The following is a 20,000-nucleotide window of genomic DNA, read 5'->3' as shown; positions in this document are numbered from 1 at the left end:
TAAGAGGCTGTTTTGTAATTTTATTTTCACGCTCAAGGCGTATTCGAGTTATCTCATGACTCTTATTCATCCAGTTTTAGTTACAGGCTCGGCAAAGCCCTAATAAACTTACGGATTTGTATTGCTCATCTTTATTATATACCTAAACTAATTTTCCGTCATGAGTTAGCAGGCGAAGCCTGCTTGGAGTTTTAGTTTGCTTTTAGTACAAGGCAGCGAGTCGCAGACAGTACTGAAGTACGGGAAGACGAGCTAACACAGTAATAAAAGATAAACTAAAAGAGTATAACGAACCCTTTTGAAACGAAATGAGTTCTTCCCCCCATTGCTTTAGTTCTGTCGGATCTCGCAATGAAATATGCTTGCGCGTTTTAATTTTCCAGGGGTAACGAGGGGGAAAATTTGAAAAAGTGTAGTTTACCTTTGTAAAAATTGTAAATCGGACGATCTTCCCCCCTGTTTTGATAGGGATCGTTAATGAAAGCGAAAAGATTGCGACTCTATACGATATTTGTGTTACAATAGTTAGGACAAAAAAAGGAGAGGTAAGATGGTGAAACCTAAATACAATCGTGTCTTGATTAAGCTATCCGGAGAAGCCTTGGCCGGTGAACGCGGTGTCGGGATTGACATTTTAACGGTTCAAAAAATGGCGGCAGAAATTGCTGAAGTTCAGGCTGCGGGAGTGCAAATTGCCCTTGTTATTGGTGGCGGAAACCTTTGGCGGGGGGAGCCAGCAGCTGCGGCGGGTATGGACCGAGTACAAGCGGACTATACTGGAATGTTGGGGACCGTGATGAATGCCTTGGTGATGGCTGATTCCTTGCAACAAGTAGGTGTGGATACGCGTGTGCAGACTGCAATTCCAATGAACCAGGTTGCTGAACCTTTTGTCCGTGGTCGGGCACTTCGTCATTTGGAGAAGGGTCGGATTGTGATTTTCGGGGCGGGAACTGGCTCCCCTTATTTCTCAACCGATACGACAGCTGCACTTCGGGCAGCGGAAATCGAAGCTGAAGCCATTTTGATGGCTAAAAATGGGGTTGATGGAGTCTATAATTCCGATCCTCGTAAAAATGCGGATGCGATTAAGTTTGATGAATTGACCCACCGTGATCTTCTGAATAAAGGCTTGGCAGTTATGGATTCAACAGCATCTAGTCTTTCAATGGATAATGATATTGACCTCGTGGTCTTTAATATGAATGAACCAGGAAATATCCGCCGTGTTGTCTTCGGAGAACAAATCGGGACAACTGTTTCTAATAACTCACAAAAGGAGAATGATGAATGAGTAACGCAATTGTAACCAAAGCTCAAGAACGTATGAGCCAATCTCACCAAAGTCTTGCCCGTGAATTTGCATCGATTCGTGCAGGTCGTGCGAACGCAAGTCTCTTGGACCGTATCACTGTTGAATATTACGGTGTAGACACGCCTTTGAATCAAATCGCTTCTATCACAATTCCAGAAGCGCGCGTTCTTTTGGTAACACCATTTGATAAATCTTCTTTGAAAGATATTGAGCGTGCTTTGAATGCCTCAGATCTTGGTATTACACCTGCCAATGATGGTTCTGTGATTCGTTTGGTGATCCCTGCCTTGACAGAAGAAACCCGTCGTGATTTGGCCAAAGAAGTGAAAAAAGTTGGTGAAAATGCGAAAATCGCTATCCGTAACATCCGCCGTGATGCTATGGATGAAGCGAAGAAGCAAGAAAAAGCAAAAGAAATCACAGAAGACGAATTGAAAGGTCTTGAAAAGGACATTCAAAAAGTAACAGATGATGCTGTTAAGAAAATCGATGAAATGACAGCTGGTAAGGAAAAAGAAATCTTAGAAGTCTAATCCTCTGTACAGTTTAAAATCTGAACATTGCCAAGCCGCTTTGGTGCCCCTTCGTTCGACCAGCATCGGTAGCGATTGCATGCTTTGCATGCATCATGTAGATATAAATTTTAATTCAATTCCAGAATTAAAATTCTAGTCAGATTTCAAACTGTTTTGAGTCATTTGATTTTGAAGTGAAATAGGTCTAAGTTCGGATAAGGAGGTTGGCGCAGCCAACCTCCTTTTGAAAAAGGAGTAGATATGGAAAGTTTATTGGCTACGTATTTGGTGGGCCTGATAACAGACGAAAATGATCAGTATTATTATGTTCAAAAAGAAGGGCAGACCTATGCTCTGGATAAAGCTGAAGGGAAGCATGCTCTAGGGGATTCTGTAAAGGGGTTTGCCTATGTGGATATGAAGCAGAAGCGGCGTTTGACAACGATTGAGGTAACAGCTGACCGGGAGAACTTTGGTTGGGGCCAAGTAACGGAGGTGCGCCGTGATTTGGGAGTATTTGTGGATACTGGTTTGCCTGACAAACAGGTTGTGGTATCTTTGGATATTTTGCCAGAGTTAAAAGAATTGTGGCCTAAGAAGGGAGATCGTCTCTACATTCGGTTAGAGGTCGATGCCAAAGAGCGGATTTGGGGAATTTTAGCTAGTCCGGAAGATTTTCAACGCTTGGCTGGGCCGGCTTATGACAATATGCAGAATCAAACCTGGCCTGCTATTGTTTATCGGTTGAAGTTAAGTGGGACCTTTGTGTATTTGCCTGAAAATAATATGTTGGGCTTTGTTCATCCATCTGAACGTTTTGAGGAGCCTCGTTTGGGACAGGTTTTGGATGCGCGAGTGATTGGTTTTCGCCAAGTTGACCGGACTCTGAACCTCTCGCTCAAGCCTCGTTCCCATGAAATGTTGGCCAACGATGCTCAGATGATTGCCCAGTATTTGCAGTCCAATGGCGGCTTCATGACTTTGAACGACAAGTCTTCACCGCAGGCCATTAAGGAGACCTTCGGGATTTCTAAGGGACAATTTAAGAAGGCCTTGGGTGGCCTCATGAAGGCTGGAAAAATCAAGCAGGATGAGTGGGGCACCGAGTGGATTGGGGAGGAAGATCATGCGTAAATCTTTCTACCACTGGCTCATGACCCAGCGAGATTCTAAGGTGGATGTGGAGGCTGCTGCCTTGGCGGATCTGGTCTTTACCGAGACTGCCTTTCCCCGCCAAAGCAGTGATTTTGACCAGATTAGCCGCTATTTGGAGGAAGAAGCCTCTTTTGCCTTTAATTTAAGTCAATTTGATCGTATTTGGGAGACTTATTTATCCCATTGAGAAAAGACAAGGGGCTGGGAATTTGTTATACTGATAGGAAAGAAGCAAAAAAGGAGAATCGTTTGCAAGAATTTTCAACTGAGTTAACCTTAAACCACCCGGATGATTTGTTGCTCTTATTTGGTTCCAATGAGCGGAATCTGAAATTATTGGAGGATTATTTGGATGTGGTCATCCATGCAAGGACCGAGCGGGTACAGATTCTAGGATCCGAGGAGCAGGCATTGGAGGCGAAAGCGATTATTCAGGCTCTACAGGTACTGGTAAATCGTGGTATGCAAATTGCTTTAACCGATGTTGTGACGGCCATGAATATGTCCAAGGAAGGTCGTCTCCATCAGTTTGTCGCTCTTTATGAGGAGGAAGTCCTAACAGATTTCCAAGGAAAATCCATTCGAATCAAGACCCCAGGGCAAAAGCTCCTCGTTGATGCGGTTAAGAACCAGGATATTGTCTTTGGGATTGGCCCAGCCGGTACCGGTAAGACCTTTTTGGCAGTTGCCTTAGCTGTACGTGCCCTAAAGCGTGGACAAGTCAAACGGATTATTCTAACACGTCCGGCAGTTGAAGCCGGAGAAAGCTTGGGCTTTTTACCAGGAGACCTCAAGGAAAAAGTGGATCCATACCTTCGACCAGTCTATGATGCTCTACATAAGATTCTTGGGAAGGAGCAGACCAACCGTTTGCTGGAGCGAGAAGTGATTGAAATTGCGCCGCTTGCCTACATGCGGGGGCGGACACTGGATGATGCGTTTGTCATCTTGGACGAAGCGCAAAATACAACCGTCCTGCAGATGAAAATGTTCTTGACTAGGCTAGGGTTTAACTCCAAAATGATTATCAATGGGGATATCAGTCAAATTGACTTACCTCATAAGCAAAAATCGGGGTTGCTGGATGCCATGGACAAGTTAAAACGCCTGCAGACCATTGGATTTATCCATCTGACAACGCAAGATGTTGTTCGTCATCCCCTGGTATCGCAGATTATCTCTGCTTATCAACCTAAAGACGTTACAGAAGAGATGAATTCTTCAGCTCATTAGCCTTCAAAGATCCCAATCACTTGAGATTGGGATCTTTGAGGTTAGGGGTTCTGCAAAACCACTTAGAAACAGAATATACTCTTTGAAAATCAAATTTAAACGTTGTCAGTTTCGCCTTGTCGTACCCTAGTACTGTCTGCGGCTCACTTCCTAGTTTAATGTTTGATTTTCATTGAGTGTACTCTTTAGTTTATCTTTTATTACTGTGTTAGCTCGTCTTGCCGTACTTCAGTACTGTCTGCGACTCGCTGCCTTGTACTAAAAGCAAACTAAAAGAATATATAAGTCAAAGAATAGGAAAAAAACATGAAGGTGAAAAAAATAGTTCTATGGACCTCAGGTATTGTTCTTACTACCGCAACCCTCGGAGCGGCTGCTTTGTATCGATACTTCCAGTCGCACAAGCCAGCTAAGGAAGAGAGTCTTGCTTTTCGCAATCACCAGGTGATTGCGGCGATTGATCAGCAGCTGGCCGGGGTTGATATCGAGAGCGTGCGGGCAAAGGCCTCCTTAATGGAACAAAAATCTCTCAGAGAGTTACAAGAGGTTTTGCGCCAAGGACACATTCGTCATCAGGATTTAGTCGCATGTTATCTCTTAAAGATCAAGGAGGATCAGAGTAGACAAGGCAACAATGCAGTGAGTGAAATAAACCCCACCGCCATGCTTGAGGCCCGGAAGTTTGATGAGAAGCAAGATAATCGGATTTTAGCAGGAATCCCAGTTTTGGTTAAGGAAAATATTAACACCAATAACATGCCGACAAGTGCGGGAGCTTATGGACTCAAAGATTTTATCCCTGTTAAAAATGCTCCTGTCGTTGACAAGCTTCTAGAGAATGGAGCGATCCTCTTGGGAAAGACCAACCTATCTGAGATGTCTTATTACATGAGTACAAAAAATCCAAGTGGCTATAGTGCTAAAAAGGGACAGACAACCAATCCCTTCAATCCTCTTGTGATAAGTCCTCTGGGATCCAGCTCTGGCAGTGCTGTTGCGATGGCGATGGATCTAGCAACAGTTAGCCTTGGAACGGAAACCTGTGGCTCTATAATAGCTCCTGCGAGTATTAACTCTGTTGTTGGCTACAAACCGACCCGTGGTGAGATCAACGGTGAAGGGGTCGTTCCGATTAGCTATGCTCTAGATACTCTCGGTCCCCTCACAAAGACAGTTGAAGATGCTTATCTAACTTACTGTGCTGCCAGTGACAAAGATCCTTCTCTTTCTTTAGAAACTGATTTTATCAAGGGAAAAAGAATTGGTCTTTTACATTCGGACAAAGATTTTGATAAGCGACTGATAGAGACTCTAGAAGATCTAGGAGCTCAAGTGGTATCTGTAGACGTTGATACGCGTAAGATTGATTTGGAATTTATTCTAAAAAATGACTTTGAGAAAGATTTGAACCACTATTTAGAAACTGCAGGAGCACCGATTGATTCCTTGCGAGAACTGATTGAATTCAATAGGCAGGATCCAGAGGTGAGGATGCGCTATGGTCAGAATCTTTTGGAAAAAGCCTTGCGACCTAAACGAAACGATCCCAAAGTGAGACATATTATTCAAATCGCTCAAGACAAATTGAATCAGGTCATTGATAATCGGGAACTGGATATACTTGTCGCTAAAGACTACAGTAATGTTCTTCTTGCAGCTGTTGCTGGCGCACCGGAACTCACGGTTCCCTTTGGACGAATCAATGAAACACCAGTTGGAGCAACCTTCTTTGCCAAAGTAGGTGAGGATGAAAAGGTTATTCAGACAGCCTATAGCTTTGAACAGTTGACTCAACTACGAGCCCTACCAGGAGAAAAGTAATACTCGAAACAGTTCGAAATCTGAAACGAATTTTATAGTCTTTTAGTTTGCTTTTAGTACAAGGCACCGAGTCGCAGGCAGTACTAAAGTACGGCAAGACGAGCTAACACAGTAATAAAAGATAAACTAAAAGAGTATAATCCAGGAATTGGATTAAAATTTATAGGTAATGAAGCAAGCGTCGCTTGCCATCAATCCGATGAAGATAGTTCAACAGGTCTGGGAGACCTGTTGAATATTATCGCTAAAGCGTGCAAGGCACGCAATCAAAAGGGTTCGGCGAAGAGGATTAACACGTTCAGATTTTGAAATGCAATGAGTATAACCAATCTATTTCTTACTACAAAAATCTTTGGAGGAAGAGGAATGGCTAAAAAAGCCAGACCTCAACGGCGGTTTGGCTTTTTTCACCCGTTTAGTTCGTCTGGTAAAACGATAACTTGGGTATTGTTTTGCTCTACGATGTAGACTTCCCGAGGATAACGTGGATTAAAGGAATAGGGGAGGTCGAATTGAATCCAAGAAGCTGTTTGGGAGCTCCGGTATTCGATGGTAACCTGATTCGTTGCCGTTTTCAGGATTCTAAAATGCAAGGGTGAAGTAAGGTCAAAGACACCTTGCAAATTTTTATCGATAATAAACCAAAAGGAATCAATGAGTTCAGAGGGAAGACTGGTGACAATGCCGAAGGAGGCATAACGTTCAGTAGGGGTTGAAAAAGCCATAGCAATTCCTTTCTTATAAATACCTAGTCAGTTTTCGAAAGTTTTACAGTCTTTTAGTTTATCTTTTATTACTGTGTTAGCTCGTCTTGCCGTACTTATTTGAAACTTACTTCGAAAGTTGTACTCAGCAAGCTCAAAATCTCCCCCAGAGATTTTGAGCTGTCTACGACTCGCTGCCATGTACTAAAAGCAAATTAACAGACTATAAAATAAGAACACTCGAAGAATTTCAAAAAATGACGAGGACAGCAGATGATGATAGTGCAAGGCACGCAATCAGTAAGTTCATCAAAGAGGCTTGACAAGGTCAGATTTTGAACTCCAAAGAGTATCGAAATTTGAAGTTTAAAGAGTATAACTAAAAGGGGTAGGTGGAACCCACACGACCCCTAAGGCTAACTTTACCGATTTTTGAGTTCTAAATAGCGTTTGTACCAAATATTTACATAGGATTGGGAGAAAGGTCCACGGCCATTATTAATCCAATCCACTAGAATTTTGACATTCTCCTTGAGGATAAAATCGATATCCTCGGAGTAGTTCATTTGTTTTTTATGACGTTCGTACTCTTCTACATCCAGTAGACGTTTTTCCCCATCCGCAAAAACTTTGACATCGAGGTCGTAGTCAATGTATTTAAGGGCTTCCTGGTCCAAGTAATAGGGGCTGGCCAGGTTACAGTAGTAGGAGACGCCATTATCGCGTATCATAGCGATAATATTGAACCAATACTTCTTGTGGAAATAGACAATGGCTGGTTCACGTGTCACCCAACGACGACCATCACTCTCGGTAACCAGTGTATGGTCGTTGACACCAATGAGGGCGTTCTCTGTTGTTTTTAGTACCATGGTATCGCGCCAAGTGCGGTGCAAATTCCCATCATGCTTATAACTTTGAATTGTAATAAAGTCGCCTTCTTTTGGAAGTTTCATAAGCTACCAACTTTCTACAATACACTTACTGTATAAGTATATCATAAAAAGAAAGAGGATGTCTTAAAAAGATTTGAGTGATGTGGGGGAGCTAGGTTTGGTTTGCTAAAAAGTAGCGCTTGCTTTGAGATTCGCTTGAGGGAGGTTTTTGGGAGTTCACTTCCCTTGTTATTTTTGTGGAATCATGCTACTATAAACAAAGTGTTCAGCTCTACGTGATGCCTGTTTTTCCTTTATTCATAGGGGTTGTAGCTACTTATGAATGAAAGTCAAATTGCCTAGGAGGTGAACTGCTGAAGGTTGAAATCTCTGGAATGGTTTTGAACTTGCTGCGTAAACGTTATTCCGCTAACTAAAATAGGAAGGTTGAGACTTTTGCCCCAGCTTCCAAATAGGGTATAACATAGATGATAATGGCTAGGGAGATTTTGGAAGAGTATTCGTGAACGATATAGGTTGGTTGAAGGGTTGGGAGAGGAAACTTTTCCACCCTTGCTTACGTTATGGCCGTTTTATCAGAAGGCCTTTCAGATTGAAAGAATAGGAAGAGGAGTGAGTATGCGCATAGAAATCGCGGGAGTAAGTGTTGACATTCAAGAGCGGTATCCAGAAATTCGGCCATTTGTGCAGAACTATCTGATAGCGGATACTGGTGTGAAGGCTGATATCCAGATTTCTGTTACGGATAAGGATATTGAATTTTTTCAAGTGAAGACGGAGGAAGATTTTTCCCGAGGAGTTCATGAAATTACAGCTGTTCTAGCAGTCCTCTGCGACCAGATCCTGGATTTTGATGCCTTCTTTCTACATGCAGCTGTAGTAGCTGTCGGGGGAGAGGCTTTCGCCTTCACTGCTCGATCTGGAATGGGAAAGAGTACCCATGTTCGCCAATGGTTGCAGTATTTTGGGGAAAAAGCATTTGTTGTGAACGGGGATAAGCCGTTTCTGTTTAAACGCGGGGAGGAATTGCTAGCGGCTGGAACTCCCTGGTGTGGAAAAGAAGGTTGGGAGACAAATGTGCAAGTTCCCTTAAAGGGAATTTGTTTTCTGGAGAGGGGCGCTCAGAATCGGATGCGGTTAGCCAGTCAAGAGGAAGTCATGGATCGCCTCTTTCCTCAATTACGATTGCCTAGGGATTCTGTGAAATTAGCAAAATTGATGAATTTGCTAGACTGGACCATCCAAAACATCCCTTTTTATATTTTGGAATGTACGATATCGGAAGCAGCCGCTCAATTGGCTTATCAAGGGATGCACAAGGGACTTGGGTCCAGTAAATGGCTTGAGGAACAGAGTTCTTAGTACTCATTGCATTTTAAATTCTAAACGTGGGAATCCGCTTTTTCTGAAACTGGTTAAGTCAGCATCGGTTAAAGGAGGAAGCAATGCTTGTTTTTTGATTCAGATTTCAAGCTGTTTCGAGTATTCGTTTTTGAGAAAGGATGAACTAAAAATGAAAATTAAATCTGATTTTGTGTTGAATAAATTGGGAAATCAGTATGTGGTTGTTGCGGTTGGTGAGCGCAATCAGGAATTTCAAGGGATGATTAAATTGAATGAATCTGCGCAGTTCTTGTGGAGGCACTTACAGGAGGGGGCTGAGGAAGCAAGTCTCGTTCTGGCTCTGCAAGAGGAGTATGGGATTGATCAGGAACTGGCTCAAAAAGATGTAGGGGCCTTCTTGGCTTTGTTGGCGCGTGAAAATTTACTGGCAGACTAGGCATATATGCAGAAACGAAGTATTGAGGAACACCTTGCAGTAGAAGGCCACCATATTTTACAGGCTCAAGGGAATAGTATGTATCCAGCCTTACGTAATGGAGATTTAGTAACCCTGGAATCTCTGGATTCTTTTGGGGAAATCCATGTGGGGGATATTGTTTTGTATCGTCGTAGGGATCGCATCTTGGTGTTACATCGGGTGGCCCGTATTCAAAACGGAGCTCTTATTTTGAATGGGGATAACTGTACTTATTTTGAATATCCCGATGCAGATCAAGTTATAGCTGTATTGGTGAATTACCAACGTCGGGGGCGAACGGCTGATTTTAGGAATGTGAAAAGTTCTCTCTATCGGTGGTTCTGGTGTAAACCGTGGATCCTGCGCTTCTTCATTTTGAAGGTCTATCGGAAACTAAGAAGGGGGCGAATTCATGGGACCCCGTGACATCATTCGCTGGCTTTACTGTCAGACAAAATTCTTACAGGGAACTGTTCTGTTCCTTTCGCTGATCAGCGTTCTCTTCTCAATCGTACGGATCGCTTTTATTTCAAAGAGTCGATCGGTCATTGATGCGGCTGTTGGTGGGGATCAGTCACTTCTTTTGACACAAATGCTAGTCTTGGCCCTATTGGCTGTTTTACAGTTGATATTGCGTTTATTGCTCCCTGCAATGGAAGATTTGTTACAAACTCGTTTGGAGGTCTTGTTTCGGAAACGGGTTTTGGAACAGATCTTTGTGAAGCCATACATAGCGGTGCGGGAGATGGCTGTTGGTGAATGGCTGACTCGCTTTTTTTCAGATATTGAAATTGTCACGAGTGGGCTCGCAGTCTTGATTCCCAATTCCTTGCGAATTGGGGTCAATATTTTGTTGTCCTTTTATTTACTCTACCAATTGGTACCTGGTTTGACTTTTTGGCTTGGACTAGCCGGGATAATCTTATTTTCCTTAAATCTTTTATTTCGAAAAAAATTTAAGGAAGTTCATAGAGCCGTGCAGGGTTCTAAAGACAGGCTGCAAGTTTTTCTACAGGAAATGATGACCAACTTGGTAGTGGTTAAGGCTTTCCGAGCAGAGTCCCAAGGTCTTTTGAAATTTGGGACTTTACAGGGAGACTATGAGAGAACGCGAAAAAAACGGCGTAGGTTGACCTCTATAAGTAGCCTAGCGAAACAGGGGAGTGTACAGATTAGTTCGCTGCTGGTTATTTGCTTGGGGAGCTTTCAAATTGCTCGTGGGGAGATCAGTTACGGAACACTGGTGGCCTTGATGCAGCTTGTGAATAATGTAATGCTACCAATCACGAATTTATCGAATTTAACCAACCGCTATTATGCACTATTAGCGAGTAGTGAACGCTTGATGGCGTTAGAAGAGGTGGATGTAGAGTCTCAGGAGTCCAGTTATCCGGAGGAGGAATTGGAGTTCCAAAATCTCTCATTTGAAGCAGTTGATTTTTCCTATTCGGATAAGGGTAAAATATTATCGGAAGTTCAATTAAATATTGCTGCGGGGGACAAAATTGCCTTAACAGGAACTTCGGGGAATGGGAAAAGTACACTTTTTTACCTCATGCTAGGATTGTATGAGCCAGAGGAAGGAGTTCTCAAACTAAGGGTCAAGAATAGAGACTATTGCTATTCGGACCTCAGTCTTGCTCAAATTCGTTCTCTCTTTACCTATGTTCCACAGGGGCATGCTCTCTTTTCGGGGACTATTCGCGATAACCTCTTGCTAGGGCAGGGAGTCAGAACGGATGAAGAGATATGGGAGGCCTTGGAAAAAGCGTCAGCAACGGAATTTGTGCGTGAGCTTCCGGGACAATTGGATCATCTGTTGGGGGAACAAGGAAAAACCCTATCTGAAGGCCAGCAACAACGCTTGGCCTTGGCTAGAGCATTCCTATCACAGGCTCAGATTTTACTGTTAGATGAAGCCACCAGCGCCTTGGATGAAACCACTGAAAAGAAAGTCTTAGCCAGCATTGCTGGATTAACAGAAAAAACATGCATCATAGTGACCCATCGACCAGCCTCTTTAGAGGTTTGTGATCGCCAAATCCAATTAGAAAAAGGAAGGGTTCAGGAAAGAAAATCATGAACAAACAAATCGGCTTGTATCTTGTCAGTTTGCTAGGATCGGTTTTGAAAGGCGAGAAGCCAATGGAAAAACCGGCGGAGTTGACTTTTGAAGAGATTTATCAGTTTGCGAAATTTCACTGTATTGAGGGGATTAGTTTCTATGCGATTGAACAATTAGAACGGCAGCCATCTGAATCTCTCTTGAGGGAATGGGAAGCTAATCGAGACGGGAATATTATCAAAACAATGAACCAAATGGCAGAATTGGAACGCTTGAGTCAGTTGTTTAGTCAGCAAAAAATCAAGCATATGCCCTTGAAAGGATCGGTTTTGATCCATGATTATCCCCAGCTCGATTACCGCTACCTTGGGGATCTCGATATTTTAATCGATCCTGAAGATGCGCAAAAAGTTTTTGATCTATTAGGGCAGACGGGCTATCAAAATATTGATTATGGTTTGTCCAATCATGATACCTACCGGATGGATAAAGGGTTTTATCGAATTGAGGTTGAAATCCATCGGTATTTATTTGATCAGAAAGAACCCTATGCTCCCTTCTTCCAAGCAGGAATCACCTCACCCTCCATTCTGACCGACCAAGGAGACTATCGCTATCGGATGAGCTTAGAAGATTTTTATCTCTTTATGGTTGCTCATTTTGCAAAACATTATTTTAAAGGTGGAAGTGGGATTCGTTCAGTGATGGACATCTTTATCTTTTTAGAAAAATACGAGCAGCAGTTAGACTGGGGTCTAGTTAACAAAGGTCTAGCGGACTTGGAATTGATTGATTTCCATCAATCTATCCTGGCCCTTACAGATGCCTGGTTCCAAACTGGAAAGTGGTCTGAGGATTTGAATCCAGTGGCAGATGTTATCCTCACACAAGGAGCCTATGGAACCTTTGAGCATCATGTAGAGAATCGCCTAAAGGCGGTTCATCAAGACCACTCTTCACCTCTAGTAGCTTCGCTAGTCTATACTTGGAAGCGTATTTTCCTGCCGTCCAAACTCATCAAACACAAGTATCCCTATGTCCAAAAATACCCGATCCTTCTCCCTCTTGGCTGGGCCCACCGATTAGGTGATGCCGCCCTGAATCGGAAAGACCGGGTTGCTTATGAATTACAATTGTTATGGAAGATGAAAAAATAAGCCTAAAAACGGGAAAGGGTTCATTTTAATACTTAACTAATTTCAAAATCAGAATACTCGAAACTTTCAAAGAGATGACGAGGAAAGCCGATGATGGTAGTTCAACAGCTCTGGGAGACCTGTTGAAGATACTCGATGAGGCGTGCAAAGCACGCAATCAATAAGTTCACCGAAGAGAATTGACAAGGTCAAAATTTGAAATTGAATGAGTGTAAGGTTGATACAGGTGTTCGATTGGAGAAGATTTAGAATTCCTACTATATGAAGAAAAGTTATCCAAGCAATGCCTCATACTCGAAACAGTTCGAAATCTGAAACGAATTTTAATCCAGGAATTGGATTAAAATTTATAGGTAATGAAACAAGCGTCGCTTGCCATCAATCCGATGAAGACAGTTCAACAGGTCTGGGAGACCTGTTGAATCTTATCAATAATGCGTGCAAAGCACGCAATCAATACGTTCAGCGAAGAGGATTATAGTCTTTTAGTTTGCTTTTAGTACAAGGCAGCGAGTCGCAGGCAGTACTAAAGTACGGCAAGACGAGCTAACACAGTAATAAAAAATAAACTAAAAGAGTATAACACATTCATATTTTGAAATGTAATGAGTATTACCTCAAAAAAGCCTCCCAATGACTAGATCTGATTTCTAGTCATTGGGAGGCTTTTATAGATATCTTTTTTAATAATCAATACCATTGATCGTTAGTGTACTCGAACCAATCATAGGAGAGAATGGATACGAGGTTTCGAATGAAGTTCATTCCTAAAACCGTTGCTGAGGGAATTGTCCCTCAGCAATGATTTAGGTTCTTGGAAAGATTTAGAAATTATTCCTCATCTCCCTCCAATTGAACTTCCCCAATTGTTTCTCCAGAAGTTGCAAGATTTACAACAATATCATTTTGATCAAATGTAACAACTTCTACAAGAGGTGATGTATAGGTGTTTTTCATAGGATTCTCCTTTCTAACTTTGTTTGACTTTTATCATAGCACGCCTAAAGAAAGGAGTGCAAAAAATATGCTCAAAAAGGTGGAGAATGATGGAGGGAAGGATTCCAAAAGTGTTATACCGATGACAATTTATCTGATTCCGTCTCGTTCTTTAAGAGGTTGGGGGCTTCTTGAATGGACTCGAGAGGGCGTGCTTGCAAGCAATCAATAGGTTACCGTCAGACTTGACAAGGTTAGATTTTGAAATTGAATGAGTATTAATCGGATTCATCCAGGTCGCGAAGGGTTTGATCGACTTGTTCCTTGATGCGGTTGTACTCAAAACCTTTCCGTAGGAGTGCGTGTGTCAGGGCTTGTTTGAGTTGGAAGCCGTCGTATTTTTTTTGGTAGCGGCGGAGGGCTTTGTTGAGTTCTTTTTCGAGAAGAGTATCCTCGGTTTCGCTGTCTTTCTCCCAGTTTAATTGAGGAAGGACCGAGCGGATAGTCTCGGAGTCAAATCCTTTCTGGTAGAGGGTTTGTTGGAGTTTGATTTTGAGATTGCGGTGGCTCAGTCGTTGGCTGTATTTGCGCTGGAGTTTTTCAGCCTCTTTGAGCGCTAGGGGGGCGAAGTCGAGGTTTTGGAGAGCTTGTGAAATGAGGTCTGGGGAGATCCCTTTTTGTTTGAGTTTTTCTTGTAGTCGGTAGGGGCCTTTGTTGCCAGTTCGGATTTTTCCTTCCAGATAGTTTTGGCAGTAGCGTTGGTCGTTAATCCAGTTGTCGGCCTCCAAATCCTTGAGGATGATGGTGATCTGTGCGGTGGCGATGTCGTATTTGGCAAGATAGTCGTGGACTTCTTTCTTGCTACGGTTTTGGAAGGAGAGGTAGTAGAGGGCCAGGTTTTTACCGTAGGAAATTTGGGCGAAGGCTCGGATTTCTTCCAGTTCGTCACCTGTAACTTCCTTGCCTTGAGATAGGAAGTAGCGGACGATGGTGTCCTCCGTGATGTAGAAGGTTTGCCCGTGATCGGTTTCAAGGAGATAGAGCCGTTTTTTCTTTTCAAGTTTTGTGATTTTCATAGGTCTATTATACCTTTTTTATTGTAAAATAAGGGGTATGAAAGTAAAACAACGAATTCCACTAAAAATAAAACGAATGGGCATAAATGGAGAAGGCATCGGCTTTCATAAGGGGACCTTGGTCTTCGTGCCAGGTGCGCTAAAAGGGGAGGAAGTCTTCTGTCAGATTAGTCGGGTAAAGCCCAATTATGCGGAGGCTCGTCTGCTCAAGGTAAATAAGGCATCCCGTTTCCGGGTAGATCCTGCTTGTCCCATCTATGAAACTTGTGGGGGTTGTCAAATTATGCACCTCCAATACCGCAAACAGCTGGAATTTAAAAAGGATGTCTTGAAACAGGCATTGAAAAAGTTCAAGCCAGAAGGTTATGAAGAGTATGAGCTTCGTCCGACTCTTGGGATGAAGAAGCCGGTGTATTATCGAGGGAAATTGCAATTTCAGACAAGGCGCGTGAAAGATAAGGTGGCTGCGGGTTTGTTCGCTGAGAATTCCCATCGTTTGGTGCCAGTGATGGACTGCCTGGTTCAAGATAAGGTGACGCAAACCATCATCAACCGAACGGCTGAGTTATTGGATGATTTGCAGATACCGGTTTACGATGAACGTAGAGAGCAGGGAGTTCGGACTGTCATGGTTCGCAGGGCTCGTAAAACCGGGCAGGTACATATGATTTTTGTCTTGAGCCGGCGTTTGGACTTGAGCGCAGTGGTCAAGCATTTGACAACTGATTTTCCAGCTATCCGAACGATTGCCATAAACATTCAGGCACGGAAGACCAGTGACATTTATGGAGCCGAGACCGAAATTATTTGGGGACCAGAGCATATCCAGGAAGGGGTGCTGGACTACAGTTTTGAATTGTCTCCACGAGCCTTCTATCAGCTGAACCCTCAGCAGACAGAGGTTCTGTACCAAGAGGCTGTCAAGGCCTTGGATGTTAGGGAGACAGACCATTTGATAGATGCCTACTGTGGTGTGGGAACAATTGGTTTTGCATTTGCGGATAAAGTCGCATCTGTACGTGGGATGGATATAGTACCAGAGGCTATACAAGATGCCAAGGTTAATGCTAAAAAAATGGGCTTTACCAATACCCATTATGAAGCGGGAACAGCGGAGAGCATTATCCCTCGTTGGTATGCTGAAGGCTATCGTGCCGATGCCCTGATTGTGGATCCACCTCGAACGGGTTTGGATGAAAAGCTGTTACAGACGATTTTGAAATTTAAGCCCGAAAAGATGGTTTATGTTTCTTGTAACGTCTCAACACTAGCTCGCGATCTGAAAACCTTGGCAAAAATCTATCAGGTGGACTATATTCAGTCAGTGGATATGTTTCCTCATACTGCTCGAACCGAAGCAGTCGTGAAGTTACAATTAAAAAACAGAGGAGAAACCAAATGAAAGAACAGGAATTTTTAAAGGATATGGAGCAGTGGTTAAAACTACAAGTCACAACCAATGAGATGGCTGTTACCGAAAGTCGTCGTCTTTGGGAGGAGGAAAAAGATGAGATGGCGCGTGATGCCTGGATTCGCTATGAGAGTCGCTTAGATGCATACACCTTTTTATTAGGTAAATTTTTGAGCTTCCATCAAGGCAAGTCCTTTCATGATTTGCCGGATGAATTTTTAGGGAAAAAATATTACTGAGAATATTCCAAAAGATCATGGAAATACCATATTCTTAGGCTTTCTATGTGGTTAGGAATATACTGTCAAATTTAAAGGGAAATGCCATTTATGACACATAAAAACGTGCAACTTTTAAAAGTGCCGTTTTTTTTTTTTTTTTTTTTCGTAGCTTATTTTGTAAAAAATGAAAAGGATATATGATATACTCTAAGAGTAAAACTATTTACAAATAAAATAGGAAAGGAATGTATATACACATGAAAAAACGTAAGGGTTTTGATTGGTATTCCAGCAGACAACGCTTCTCGCTAAGGAAATACCATTTCGGCCTAGCTAGCGTTTTCTTGGGTGCCCTGCTTTCGGTAGGGAGTGAGGTAGCTCAAGCTGCAGAGCAAGAAAATTCTAAAGAGGGAACGGAGACCTCAATTGCCGGAACAGAGGCCAGTGGAGAAGATGCTCTCCCGGATCCTTTGTTAACGGCTCCAGCCCAGCCCGTGACAGAGGCTAGTAGCACATCGCTTACTGTGACCGAGGTTGAAGTACAACCCGAAATTTCAACTGCAACTGTGACAGAAGCGAAAGCAGAAGCACCAGTCGTGGAAGAAAAGCAGACAGACGCTGAAAACGTAGCAGATAAAAAAGTCGAGGAGAAATCTACCGATGCTACCGTCGCGCAAAATGACAAGGAAGCCTCAGTAGAAACAGACACTTCTGTGACTCCTGCAAGTGCTTCAACAAGTTCAGCGGTTGTTGCGAATACACCAACAGAACCTGCTGACCGTGTACATGCAAGTACCGAAGAGCATGAAGCTGTACTATCTGATGAAGGAATCGAAGAAGTCATCAGCAATCTCCTAACAGGTGAACGCCTCAAGAACATGTCACCTCGAGACATTGCTCAACTAGGTGTTTATTCCTTCGGAAATTTCAGAATGACACAAGAGCTCTTCTCCCAATTGACAGAGGAGCAGATCCGAGCCCTCACCTTCAACCGCAATTATCAGAAGTATATTAATGCGAATAAGGGTTCAACGAGTGCATTTAGGGCAAATGAAACGAATGCAAATGATCAGCCACGTGATGGATATACGGTTACGGAATCTAGTCCAGAGAATTATCCTAAAGACCCAGATACGAATAGAAAGACGTATACTGTTATTTACAATACGGAAAGTAAAGATTATTACGTCTTTTCTGTTGAAAAACCAACCATTCCAGATGGTGAACTTAGTGCCATTCCAGATACAGCCTACATCAGTGTATTTAATGAGTCTGGAACACAAATTGGTAGAACAGTTCCAATTAAATTAACACAAAATGCACAGGTTAGAGACTTTGAGAATCGTCCAACTTCACCGGTCTTTACAGCTAGTGACAAAGATATATTGGCCGATACTGCAAATCACAGCTTATTAAGAAGGGTATACTCTTATCTTCCAACAAATGATCCGAATGCAACTTACAATTCAATCAATATGACTCTGCCTAAGTATACAAAGCAGGTTACGAAATATTTGTGGATTAAAGATCGGACTACTCCAGTTGCGAATGAGTATATTCAAGAAGGTTGGGAAGGTGATCCTTATACAACTCAGCCAATTGAAATTCCTGGTTATACGTATGTGGAATCGTCTGCTCCAGCCAACCAAGATGGAAGACTCGGGAATACAAATACATCCTATCTAAAAGGTGATATTCAATATGTACGTGCTGTTACAACGGCACGTAGTGGCGGAAGTAATATTACTGTCTATCAAAAACGCGAGTACATCGATAACCAAGGTACTTATAAACTGACCGTCTATATGCTTCCAAAAGATGCTAATACTCATGAAGCTCCTTCGGTGAGGGAATTTTTCCAAAACATGGGAAATTATACCGTTTATGAAGATAAGATTCATAATTTAGATGGTAAGCTATCAGACGAAGTTGTTAATAGTAATTCTTACCTCTCGAATAACAAAGATGCTTTTTATCGGTTGAGAGAAAATGTTGCGAATTCAGGGACAACTTTTGAAGCATTTTTAGCTCTGCCAGATAATCCGACTTCAAGAACGGGTGATGCAAGTGGGTCACGCTTCAGATATCCTGTAGCTGAAACTGCGACAACTGTTTCCGGAAACTTGACGATTCGAAACCGTTGGACCTTATCTTCTAATGTTAACTATTATTACGAAAAAACAGGGAATGTCTATGTAACCTACAAGGATACTGACGGCAATACTCTTAAGGTTCCTGATGGAGATCAACTTGTTGAGCAGGTGACGGACACCAAGAATGGAGAACTTGACTCCAATTATGACACAGGGGACCATAAGCCGAACACCATTAAGACAGAAGAGGGTAAGACATTCAAGCTTGCTCCGGCTGGAAACTATCCAGTTGGAGAGGTAGATAACAACAACCATTTAACTTCAAGTGCGCCAGCTTCTGGTCAAGTAAAAGAAGAAGACCAAACGGTAACCTACATTTATCAAGAGGTTAAGGGAGATGTTGTTGTTCTTTATCGGACAAAAGATGGAACCCCGATTACGGGAACATCTTCAGATGGTAAGACAATCGGTAGTGTCACAGACACTGAAACCGAGGAAAAACGTGCCTGGGAAGGTGCGGTAGTAGATACCACTGCTACATCAACCGGTACAGATTATACGACAACTGATAACCGTCCTGAAAAAATTACAACTGCTGACGGTAAAGTCTATAAGCGGATTGACGAAGTTGCCGGTACTGAAAATGGTAAAGTTGTCGAAGGGACAACCCGGATTGTCTATTACTATGAACTTCAAAAAGGTTCCGTTCTGGTAGACTATGTGGACACAGAAGGAAATACTCTTCAAGCACAAGTCATCGATGTTAACCAAGAAGATACTGGAACGGACTATGATACTAAAGTCGACAATCGTCCAGCCACCATCACAGCTGCAGACGGTAAGGTTTATGAATTGGTTCCGGCGGGATCCTATCCAGTCGGTACTGTAGGTGAGGATAGCAACCTTACAACGTTAGCGCAAACGGATAAGGATCTTGGAACTGATGCGGTAACAGGTAAAGTAGCTGAAGAAACTAAGAAAATCACCTATGTTTATAAATTAAAAGAAGAGCCTAAGGGTGATGTCGTTGTTAACTATGTTGATAAGAACGGAACTCCAATCAAGGATCCGGTTAAAGATGTAGAAGACGGTGAAGTCGATTCTGATTACAACACCGATGACAAAAAAGACGAAACCATCACAACTGAGGACGGCAAGAAATACAAACTTGTCCCAGCCGGAGACTACCCAGTAGGTAAAGTTGATTCTAACAGCCATTTGGAAAGTAGTGATCCAGTTTCTGGTAAGGTAACAGAAGAAACGAAAGAAGTTACTTATGTTTACCAACAAGTCGGTGGCGAAGTAAACGCTCGCTACGTGATTGAAGGTACAGAAGATGAACTTAAAGATCCAACAGTGGTTAAACCAGAAGACAGCCCAATTGGTGAAGCTTACCAAGGTACGAAACCAGCTGAAATTGAAAAAGACGGCAAAACATACGTTCTTTCAACAACAAAACCAGTTCGTTCAAATGAAGGAGATGCTCCAGAAACTGGTGAAGTTAAAGAAGGTAAACAAACCATTGTTTATCAATATGTCTTGAAAGAAGAGCCTAAGGGTAATGTCATTGTCCACTATAAAGATACGGATGGCAACACGAT

The 20,000-nt window shown here is 42.6% G+C and carries 18 protein-coding genes; 14 read left to right on the top strand and 4 right to left on the bottom strand.

Annotated features, from left to right (window positions below):
• The first annotated feature begins 550 nt into the window (after window positions 1–550).
• The 6 genes from pyrH to I1A59_RS07480 all read left to right on the top strand — a co-directional run bounded on the left by pyrH (window position 551) and on the right by I1A59_RS07480 (window position 6,039).
• The gene (pyrH, locus tag I1A59_RS07505) at window positions 551–1,294 is read left to right on the top strand and encodes a UMP kinase (RefSeq protein WP_196092164.1); all 744 of its coding nucleotides are present in this window, start codon (window positions 551–553) and stop codon (window positions 1,292–1,294) included.
• Window positions 1,291–1,848 (top strand): ribosome recycling factor, encoded by a 558-nt coding sequence (frr, locus tag I1A59_RS07500; RefSeq protein WP_196092163.1) that lies wholly within the window; start codon window positions 1,291–1,293, stop codon window positions 1,846–1,848. The genes pyrH and frr overlap by 4 nt, the downstream gene beginning before the upstream one ends.
• Before the next feature lie 243 nt (window positions 1,849–2,091).
• Window positions 2,092–2,964: an RNA-binding virulence regulatory protein CvfB gene (gene cvfB, locus I1A59_RS07495; protein WP_196092162.1), complete on the top strand. Its 873-nt coding sequence runs from the start codon at window positions 2,092–2,094 to the stop codon at window positions 2,962–2,964.
• Window positions 2,957–3,172 (top strand): YozE family protein, encoded by a 216-nt coding sequence (locus I1A59_RS07490; protein WP_196092161.1) that lies wholly within the window; start codon window positions 2,957–2,959, stop codon window positions 3,170–3,172. Before cvfB ends, I1A59_RS07490 begins: the two co-directional genes overlap by 8 nt.
• A gap of 62 nt (window positions 3,173–3,234) precedes the next feature.
• Window positions 3,235–4,218 carry a PhoH family protein gene (locus I1A59_RS07485; protein WP_196092160.1) on the top strand — a complete coding sequence of 328 codons (984 nt, stop codon included), beginning with the start codon at window positions 3,235–3,237 and terminating at the stop codon, window positions 4,216–4,218.
• 306 nt (window positions 4,219–4,524) lie between these two features.
• Window positions 4,525–6,039 (top strand): amidase family protein, encoded by a 1,515-nt coding sequence (locus tag I1A59_RS07480; protein WP_196092159.1) that lies wholly within the window; start codon window positions 4,525–4,527, stop codon window positions 6,037–6,039.
• A gap of 407 nt (window positions 6,040–6,446) precedes the next feature.
• Here the strand turns inward: I1A59_RS07480 and I1A59_RS07475 are convergent, their stop codons facing one another.
• Together I1A59_RS07475 and I1A59_RS07470 are read right to left on the bottom strand one after the other, a co-directional pair.
• Entirely contained in the window at window positions 6,447–6,764 is a 318-nt protein-coding gene (locus tag I1A59_RS07475) for a DUF960 family protein (RefSeq protein ID WP_196092158.1), read from the bottom strand.
• 401 nt (window positions 6,765–7,165) lie between these two features.
• Window positions 7,166–7,699, bottom strand: a complete 534-nt coding sequence (locus I1A59_RS07470) for a DUF402 domain-containing protein (RefSeq protein WP_135037582.1) — start codon at window positions 7,697–7,699, stop codon at window positions 7,166–7,168.
• A 558-nt stretch (window positions 7,700–8,257) separates the two neighbouring features.
• On the opposite strand from I1A59_RS07470, the gene I1A59_RS07465 reads away from it, so the two are divergent.
• The 5 genes from I1A59_RS07465 to I1A59_RS07445 all read left to right on the top strand — a co-directional run bounded on the left by I1A59_RS07465 (window position 8,258) and on the right by I1A59_RS07445 (window position 12,662).
• Window positions 8,258–9,001, top strand: coding sequence for a hypothetical protein (locus I1A59_RS07465; protein WP_196092157.1), 744 nt, complete (start codon window positions 8,258–8,260; stop codon window positions 8,999–9,001).
• A gap of 151 nt (window positions 9,002–9,152) precedes the next feature.
• Window positions 9,153–9,419, top strand: coding sequence for a PqqD family protein (locus I1A59_RS07460; protein ID WP_196092156.1), 267 nt, complete (start codon window positions 9,153–9,155; stop codon window positions 9,417–9,419).
• A 6-nt stretch (window positions 9,420–9,425) separates the two neighbouring features.
• Window positions 9,426–9,866 carry a S24/S26 family peptidase gene (locus I1A59_RS07455; RefSeq protein ID WP_196092155.1) on the top strand — a complete coding sequence of 147 codons (441 nt, stop codon included), beginning with the start codon at window positions 9,426–9,428 and terminating at the stop codon, window positions 9,864–9,866.
• A complete protein-coding gene (locus I1A59_RS07450) occupies window positions 9,853–11,523 on the top strand; it encodes an ABC transporter ATP-binding protein (RefSeq protein WP_196092154.1) in 1,671 nt (556 codons plus the stop codon). The genes I1A59_RS07455 and I1A59_RS07450 overlap by 14 nt, the downstream gene beginning before the upstream one ends.
• Window positions 11,520–12,662, top strand: a complete 1,143-nt coding sequence (locus I1A59_RS07445; protein ID WP_196092153.1) for a nucleotidyltransferase family protein — start codon at window positions 11,520–11,522, stop codon at window positions 12,660–12,662. Before I1A59_RS07450 ends, I1A59_RS07445 begins: the two co-directional genes overlap by 4 nt.
• Before the next feature lie 831 nt (window positions 12,663–13,493).
• On the opposite strand, the gene I1A59_RS09800 is transcribed toward I1A59_RS07445, so the two are convergent.
• The gene (locus I1A59_RS09800; RefSeq protein ID WP_282097654.1) at window positions 13,494–13,619 is read right to left on the bottom strand and encodes a hypothetical protein; all 126 of its coding nucleotides are present in this window, start codon (window positions 13,617–13,619) and stop codon (window positions 13,494–13,496) included.
• 257 nt (window positions 13,620–13,876) lie between these two features.
• Window positions 13,877–14,674, bottom strand: a complete 798-nt coding sequence (gene recX, locus I1A59_RS07440; RefSeq protein WP_196092152.1) for a recombination regulator RecX — start codon at window positions 14,672–14,674, stop codon at window positions 13,877–13,879.
• A gap of 37 nt (window positions 14,675–14,711) precedes the next feature.
• Between recX and rlmD the strand changes: the two genes are divergently transcribed.
• The 3 genes from rlmD to I1A59_RS07425 all read left to right on the top strand — a co-directional run.
• A complete protein-coding gene (gene rlmD, locus I1A59_RS07435; RefSeq protein WP_196092151.1) occupies window positions 14,712–16,076 on the top strand; it encodes a 23S rRNA (uracil(1939)-C(5))-methyltransferase RlmD in 1,365 nt (454 codons plus the stop codon).
• Window positions 16,073–16,324 carry a DUF1912 family protein gene (locus I1A59_RS07430; protein WP_196092150.1) on the top strand — a complete coding sequence of 84 codons (252 nt, stop codon included), beginning with the start codon at window positions 16,073–16,075 and terminating at the stop codon, window positions 16,322–16,324. Before rlmD ends, I1A59_RS07430 begins: the two co-directional genes overlap by 4 nt.
• A 239-nt stretch (window positions 16,325–16,563) precedes the next feature.
• A partial coding sequence (locus I1A59_RS07425; RefSeq protein WP_196092149.1) for a MucBP domain-containing protein occupies window positions 16,564–20,000 on the top strand: 3,437 nt, incomplete at its 3' end.

Origin of the sequence: Streptococcus sp. NLN76, from assembly GCF_015686645.1 — a bacterium.
Lineage (GTDB): Bacteria > Bacillota > Bacilli > Lactobacillales > Streptococcaceae > Streptococcus.
Note: the sequence above shows the minus strand (reverse complement) of the source record. Positions and strands in the feature narration are given on the sequence as shown.